We start from the raw sequence: 6,927 nt of genomic DNA on the forward strand, positions 1-6,927 counted from the left end.
TTTCTCAATATTAGTATTGATATGGCACTACCTAATGAAATCGTTTTAAGACCACGCTTTAAGTTTGAGGTTAGTGCTAATAATGAGAAACTTCTACAAAGTTTTGAGCAAACCAAAACAACTAAAACTACATATATTGTATCTAGAATTGATGACCACATTTTTATAAAATTCCCTAAAAAAGATCAACATTTTTGGTCACCACAATTACATCTAGAAATTAATGCCGCCAAAGAAGACCTATCTATAGTTCATGGTCTTTTTGGTCCAAACCCAACCGTATGGACCATGTTTATGTTTATGCATTTTATAGTTGCAGGCTTGTTTTTAGGCTTTGGTGTTTGGGCCTATACCAATGTGACTTTAAATAATTCTTATGCCATACAGATAGCATTAACCATATTTATGATTATACTATGGTTTGTGCTATATATTGCAGGACGCCTTGGGAGATCCAAAGGCATGCCTGAAATGCATAAATTAAAAGGTTTTATGAAGGACGTGCTAAGCAGTTATCTCTGATTGTAACCGAAGCGTCTTAACTGATTCTGATTGCTTCTCCAGTTTTTATTCACCTTTACATAAAGTTCTAAATGCACTTGTTTTCCAAAGAACTTTTCTAAGTCTTTACGTGCTTCTACTCCAACACGTTTTAAAGCCGAACCTTTATGACCGATAATGATCCCTTTTTGGGTTTCACGCTCAACCATAATTACAGATCGCATTCTTATAATGTTGTCTTCCTCAAAAAACTCTTCAGTATCCACTTCTACAGCATAAGGAATTTCTTTTTTGTAATGCATAAGGATTTTTTCTCTAATCGCTTCGTTTACAAAAAAACGTTCTGGCTTATCTGTTAATTGATCTTTTGGATAAAATGCAGGTGATTCTGGTAATAATTCTATAATTCTATCAAAAACGTTTTTAATATTAAACCCTTCAGTAGCCGAAATAGGAAAAAACTCAGCATTAGGCACTTTTTGTTGCCATAACTCTGATTGCTCTTCCAACTGTTCTTGGTTAGATTTGTCAATCTTATTCAACAATAATAGCACAGGAATTTTAGAATTGGTAATCTTATTAAAGAAAGCTTCATCTTTAAGCTCCTTCTCACCGATTTCAACCATGTAGATTAAAACATCGGCATCATCAAAAGCCGACTTTACAAAATCCATCATAGAAGCTTGCAACTCGTATGCTGGTTTAATAATTCCTGGAGTATCACTTAATATCACCTGAAAATCTTCACCATTTACAATCCCTAAAATTCGGTGTCTTGTTGTTTGCGCCTTAGAAGTGATTATAGATAATTTTTCACCTATAAATGCATTCATTAACGTGGATTTACCAACATTAGGATTACCTATAATATTTACAAAACCTGCTTTGTGCATCTTTTTAAATTTATTGCAAAGTTACAATCTTTAATCAATTATCACGTAAAAGAAGAAATTACAATTTTTTATTTGATAAATATAACTATTGCGTTATTCTAATTCTTCTAATTTGGACTTTCATCAATAGCTCTCAATCCGAGATTAACTTAACCTATCTATAATAATTCTTATGACTAACGTTATAAACTAATCTTAAATAGAACGACCATACTCCTTAAGACATTCTATGTTGATCTATAAATTAGAATAGATACGACTAACTGAATAATAACGATAACTTAAATATTAGAATCATTAAACTTCATTCTAAATTGTGTATTAATATCCTATTAAAAAAGAATACTCTACAAATCTTTATTAATCCGAAAATACAGAAACAAAAAAAAGTCTTTCCAAATGGAAAGACTTTAAATAATTTCTTAGAAATTATAATTATATCGCTGCAACATACTTAGTTAACTGAGATTTTAAATTCCCTGCTTTATTAGCATGAATAACATTTCTCTTTGCTAACTTATCTAGCATACTGATAACTGAAGGTAACATTGTTTGTGCCTCTTTAGCATCTGTTAACTCACGTAATTTTTTAATAGCATTACGAGTTGTTTTATGCTGGTATTTGTTAAGTACACGTCTTTTTTCGTTACTTCTAATTCTTTTTAAAGCTGACTTGTGATTTGCCATTGTTTTTTTTTCTTATTAAAAATTGTAGCCCGTAGGGGAATCGAACCCCTCTTACATGGATGAAAACCATGCGTCCTAGCCGATAGACGAACGGGCCATTTGTTAATATTAGTCTTTTAAATGAACTAACAATGTTTCCATTGCGGGTGCAAATCTACAACTATTTTTAACTTCTGCAATAACTTTTTAAGTTTTTTTTTTAAAAAATTAATAAGCCTTAGCAAAAAGTACCCGCTGTGTAGATGGGTTCCCACTATAAATACACTTACCAGCCTCTAGCTTATTATCTGAAGGTATGCATCTTATAGTTGCTTTTGTTAATTCTTTTATCTTTTGTTCAGATTCTATTGTACCATCCCAATGTGCCGAAATAAAACCTGTTTTTGTTTCTAAAACATTTTTAAAAGTTTCTAAATCGTCAACTTCAGTGATATGTTCCTCTCTAAAATTCAAAGCTTTTTTAAATAACTCGTCTTGTATTAACTCTAAAAGATCTTTAATGGTTGAAGCTATATTATCAATCTGAACAATTTCTTTAGTTAATGTATCACGTCTTGCCAATTCAACGGTATTATTCTCTAAATCTTTTGGTCCAATAGCAATACGTAATGGCACACCTTGCAATTCGTGCTGTGCAAATTTTGCTCCTGGTCTGTGAGTCGTTCTCTTATCAAACTTACAACTTACACCTAAAGCTTTAAGTTCTTTTATTATTTGTTCTGCTTTCTCTGTAATCGCTTCAAATTGCTCATCAGTCTTAAAAATTGGAACAATAACCACTTGCGATGGTGCTAAATTTGGAGGTAACACCAAACCTTTATCATCACTATGTGTCATAATTAAAGCTCCTACTAACCTCGTAGAAACGCCCCAAGATGTTGCCCAAACATAATCTAACTTACCTTCGTTATTTGTAAACTTAACATCAAATGCTTTTGCGAAGTTCTGACCTAAGAAGTGCGATGTACCAGCTTGAAGTGCTTTTCCATCTTGCATTAAAGCTTCAATACAATACGTTTCAATTGCACCTGCAAAACGCTCACTCTCAGTTTTTACTCCTTTAATGACAGGAATGGCCATAAAATTTTCTGCAAACTCTGCATAAACATTATTCATTTGCTCTGCCTCTATCAATGCCTCTGCTTCTGTAGCATGAGCTGTATGACCTTCTTGCCATAAAAATTCAGCTGTACGTAAAAATAAACGTGTTCGCATTTCCCAACGAACGACATTTGCCCATTGATTTATTAAAATTGGCAAATCTCTATAACTTTGGATCCACCCTTTATAAGTGTTCCATATAATAGCTTCACTAGTTGGTCTTACAACTAACTCTTCTTCAAGCTTAGCATCAGGATCTACTCTTAATTTCCCTGGGTTATCAGGATCATTTTGTAATCGGTAATGTGTTACAACAGCACACTCCTTAGCAAAACCTTCTGCATTCTTCTCTTCGGCTTCAAATAAGCTTTTAGGAACAAATAATGGAAAATAGGCGTTTTGATGTCCTGTCTCTTTAAACATGCGATCTAATTCTGCTTGCATTTTCTCCCAAATGGCATAACCATATGGTTTTATAACCATACAGCCTCTAACTGCCGAATTTTCTGCTAAATCAGCCTTAACAACCAATTCATTATACCATTTTGAATAATCGTCGGCTCTACTCGTAAGATTTTTGCTCATTTTATATGTTTTGGCACAGAAATTGCACCTATGTTAAATGTATTAAATAGTTTAGCAAAACTAACTATTTTTGCTATGTTCAACAATAAAAAAAAAGAGATATGCAATTTAAAACTATTATTACCCAAAAATTGCCATTTTTTGTTGCACTTGGTTTAGCGACTGTGTTAACTTCTTGTGGATCGTTTCAATATGCAGGATATGACAACGATGGCATATATTCAGCGGAAGAACCAGTAAACGAAACTCAAGAAACGGTTGTTACAACATCTACTGACGACTCTAATTATTACAAAAATTATTTTTCTGAAAATTCAGCTGAAGTTGATGCTATAAAAGAAGAATCTGAAGTTTTTACAAATATCGATTCTTATGAAAGTGATTATACAGAACAAGCAATAGACACTACAGAACAACAACCAGCTTATGGTGGTTGGGGGCAAAACAGCAATAGTGTTACAATTAACTATATAGATAACGGTTGGTACGGATACAATAACCCTTGGATGTTTAATGGTGGATTTGGTTATTATAACTGGGGAAGGCCTTGGGGTTTCAACAATCGTTGGTCATTAGGATATAATAATTGGGGTTATGGAGGTTATTATGGTTATGCTTATAACTCTCCTTGGTTTTACAACAATGGTTTTGGTTACGGCTATGGATATAACAATTACAATGGCTATTACCGCAATAACAATAGATATGCTTTTAGTAATTCTAGAAGAGGATCTTTACTTTATAACAATAATTTAAGTGGTCGAGGAAATTCAGCTTTATCAAGACAAAACTATTCTACACGAAGATTATCTAACTCAACAGCTTTAAGTAGAACTAGATCAAGTAATGGAGTGAGATCTAGTAATCCTTCTACGAGAACAATTAGAAATTCACGATCAACTACTACAACGAGGTCAAATTCAAATAATAGAGTAACTAGACCAACTTCTACACGATCAGTTAGATCTAGTTCAAGATCATCGACACCAACAAGAGCTACAAGATCATCGAGATCTGTACGATCTAGTTCAGGAAGTACTACAAGATCTTCATCTAGTAGCACAAGGTCATCATCTAGTAGTACAAGATCTTCAGGAAGCACAAGATCTAGTGGTTCTTCTAGCAGTAGTAGACGAAGTAGAGGCTAAACTTTATTAAACACATAATCTTAAAAAATTGTATATGAAAAAGTTACTTATGCTAAGCATAGGCTTATTAGTCACACCTTTTATTGAAGCACAAGATATTACAGATGCGATTAGATATTCTATGGACGAAATTGAAGGTACTGCTCGTTATAGAGCAATGAGTGGAGCTTTTGGTGCTTTAGGTGGAGATATGTCTAGTGTTAATATTAATCCTGCAGGATCTGCAATATTTAATAATAGTCACGCCTCAATATCCTTAGGTTTGACTAATAATAAAAATGATGTTAATTATTTTAGTGGAAATAATTCGTCTTCTAATTCAAACGTAGATTTAAATCAATTAGGTGCTGCTTTTATTTTTGAAAACATCAATACAAACTCAAAGTGGAAAAAATTCTCATTAAGTGTTGCTTATGATCGATCCGCAAATTTTGATGATGATTGGGTTGCTTCTGGACAAAACACAAATTCTATAGATAGCTACTTTCTATCATTTACTAATAACGTAGAAATCCCTTTTGGAGTTTTAAAACTTCAACCTGGTGAAAATATAGAGCAGGCTTATGCTGCTATAGGTAGAACAAATGGTTATGCAATGCAACAAGCCTTTTTAGGCTATTGGTCTGGAATTATAGATCCTGAAAATCCTGATAATAACACTAATGATGATGAAACTAATTACTTATCAAACATAGCATCTGGTAATTTCAATCAAAATTATTTATACTCATCAACAGGCTATAATGGTAAACTTGCATTTAATTTTGCCGCAGATTATGATGACAAATTATATTTTGGAATAAACTTGAATAGTCATTTTATTGATTATGAAAAATTTACACAGTTAAGAGAAACCAATTCTAATACAGGATCATTAGTAAACAATCTTGTTTTTGAAAATTTACTATCGACTACCGGAAGTGGTTTTTCTGTACAGCTTGGAACTATTGCAAAGTTAACTAATGAATTAAGGGTTGGTTTAACATATAACTCACCTACGTGGTATAGAATTAGCGAAGAGTTAGTTCAAGGTATTGATTCTAACATTGCCGATCCAGAAATAGGATACATTAGCAGCGTTACTAATGTATATGAAGAATACAAGTTACAAACTCCAGGAAAAATCACAGCAAGTTTAGCTTATGTATTTGGCAAAAAGGGTTTGTTGAGTTTTGATTATTCTTTAAAGGATTACAGTAATACAAAATTCAAACCTACTTCAGACATACTTTTCTCTAGTTTGAATAATGATATTAATAATAATTTAACCGCTGCTGCAACTTATAAAGTAGGAGGAGAATATCGTTACAAACAAATTAGCTTTAGAGGAGGTTATCGTTTTGAAGAAAGCCCTTATGAAGATAATAATTCTTATGGTGATTTAAATGGGTATTCTTTAGGGTTAGGCTACAATTTTGGAAATCTAAATTTAGATTTTGCTTTTAGCCAAGCAAAACGAGATGTTGAATATCAATTATATAATATTGGACTTACAGACTCGGCTTCAATTGAATCAAAAATCACAAACTTTGTATTAACATTAGGATTTAATATATAAGCAAATTAACACTACTAAAAAGCCAGAATACATTAAGTATTCTGGCTTTTTTTATTGAATACGATCTAACTAGAATAGTCACTCTTAGTATATATCGTTTAAAAGAAAATTTAAGGTCTCTTATAAAACACTTTTATGAACCCTCTTTGACTTTAATAAATCAATGATAATAGTAGTTCTAGTAAATATTGATACAATTAGAAGGCTTATTATTTCTCTTTCAATTTAAGCAACGTTTTAATAACACAAATTCACTAGCATTATTATATATAAAAAGCCCTGAGTATTTTAAATACTCAGGGCTTTTATATTATTTAAATTGCAACCTTATCGTTTCAAGGTAAAATGGGCTTTTAATTCTTTACGTTTTCCTGGGATTGTGTTTGGTTCGTCATACTCTACTGTAAACCAGTAGTCACTTGTTGGCATTGCTTCACCATTAAATGTTCCGTTC

At 32.3% G+C, this 6,927-nt stretch carries 7 protein-coding genes and 1 tRNA gene; 3 read left to right on the forward strand and 5 right to left on the reverse strand.

The features are described 5' to 3' along the window. Positions 1 to 21 precede the first annotated feature (21 nt). The gene (locus HM981_RS08405; RefSeq protein WP_179338326.1) at positions 22 to 522 is read left to right on the forward strand and encodes a GTP-binding protein; all 501 of its coding nucleotides are present in this window, start codon (positions 22 to 24) and stop codon (positions 520 to 522) included. Here HM981_RS08405 and era read toward each other — a convergent pair. From era to proS, 4 genes are all read right to left on the reverse strand, one after another. Next, entirely contained in the window at positions 513 to 1,394 is an 882-nt protein-coding gene (gene era, locus HM981_RS08410) for a GTPase Era (protein WP_179338327.1), read from the reverse strand. The two genes, HM981_RS08405 and era, sit on opposite strands and share 10 nt — an antisense overlap. A 435-nt stretch (positions 1,395 to 1,829) precedes the next feature. Then, positions 1,830 to 2,081 (reverse strand): 30S ribosomal protein S20, encoded by a 252-nt coding sequence (rpsT, locus tag HM981_RS08415; protein WP_179338328.1) that lies wholly within the window; start codon positions 2,079 to 2,081, stop codon positions 1,830 to 1,832. A 25-nt stretch (positions 2,082 to 2,106) separates the two neighbouring features. Next, a tRNA-Glu gene (locus HM981_RS08420) sits at positions 2,107 to 2,178 on the reverse strand. Between the two features lie 110 nt (positions 2,179 to 2,288). Continuing rightward, positions 2,289 to 3,767: a proline--tRNA ligase gene (gene proS, locus HM981_RS08425; RefSeq protein ID WP_179338329.1), complete on the reverse strand. Its 1,479-nt coding sequence runs from the start codon at positions 3,765 to 3,767 to the stop codon at positions 2,289 to 2,291. Between the two features lie 101 nt (positions 3,768 to 3,868). On the opposite strand from proS, the gene HM981_RS08430 reads away from it, so the two are divergent. Together HM981_RS08430 and HM981_RS08435 are read left to right on the forward strand one after the other, a co-directional pair. Beyond that, the gene (locus HM981_RS08430; protein WP_179338330.1) at positions 3,869 to 4,915 is read left to right on the forward strand and encodes a hypothetical protein; all 1,047 of its coding nucleotides are present in this window, start codon (positions 3,869 to 3,871) and stop codon (positions 4,913 to 4,915) included. Positions 4,916 to 4,949: 34 nt separating this feature from the next. Continuing rightward, positions 4,950 to 6,473, forward strand: a complete 1,524-nt coding sequence (locus HM981_RS08435; RefSeq protein WP_179338331.1) for an OmpP1/FadL family transporter — start codon at positions 4,950 to 4,952, stop codon at positions 6,471 to 6,473. Between the two features lie 327 nt (positions 6,474 to 6,800). Here HM981_RS08435 and HM981_RS08440 read toward each other — a convergent pair. After that, the coding region (locus HM981_RS08440; protein ID WP_179338332.1) for a T9SS type B sorting domain-containing protein at positions 6,801 to 6,927 on the reverse strand (127 nt) is incomplete at its 5' end.

The organism is Winogradskyella ludwigii (assembly GCF_013403985.1).
Lineage (GTDB): Bacteria > Bacteroidota > Bacteroidia > Flavobacteriales > Flavobacteriaceae > Winogradskyella > Winogradskyella ludwigii.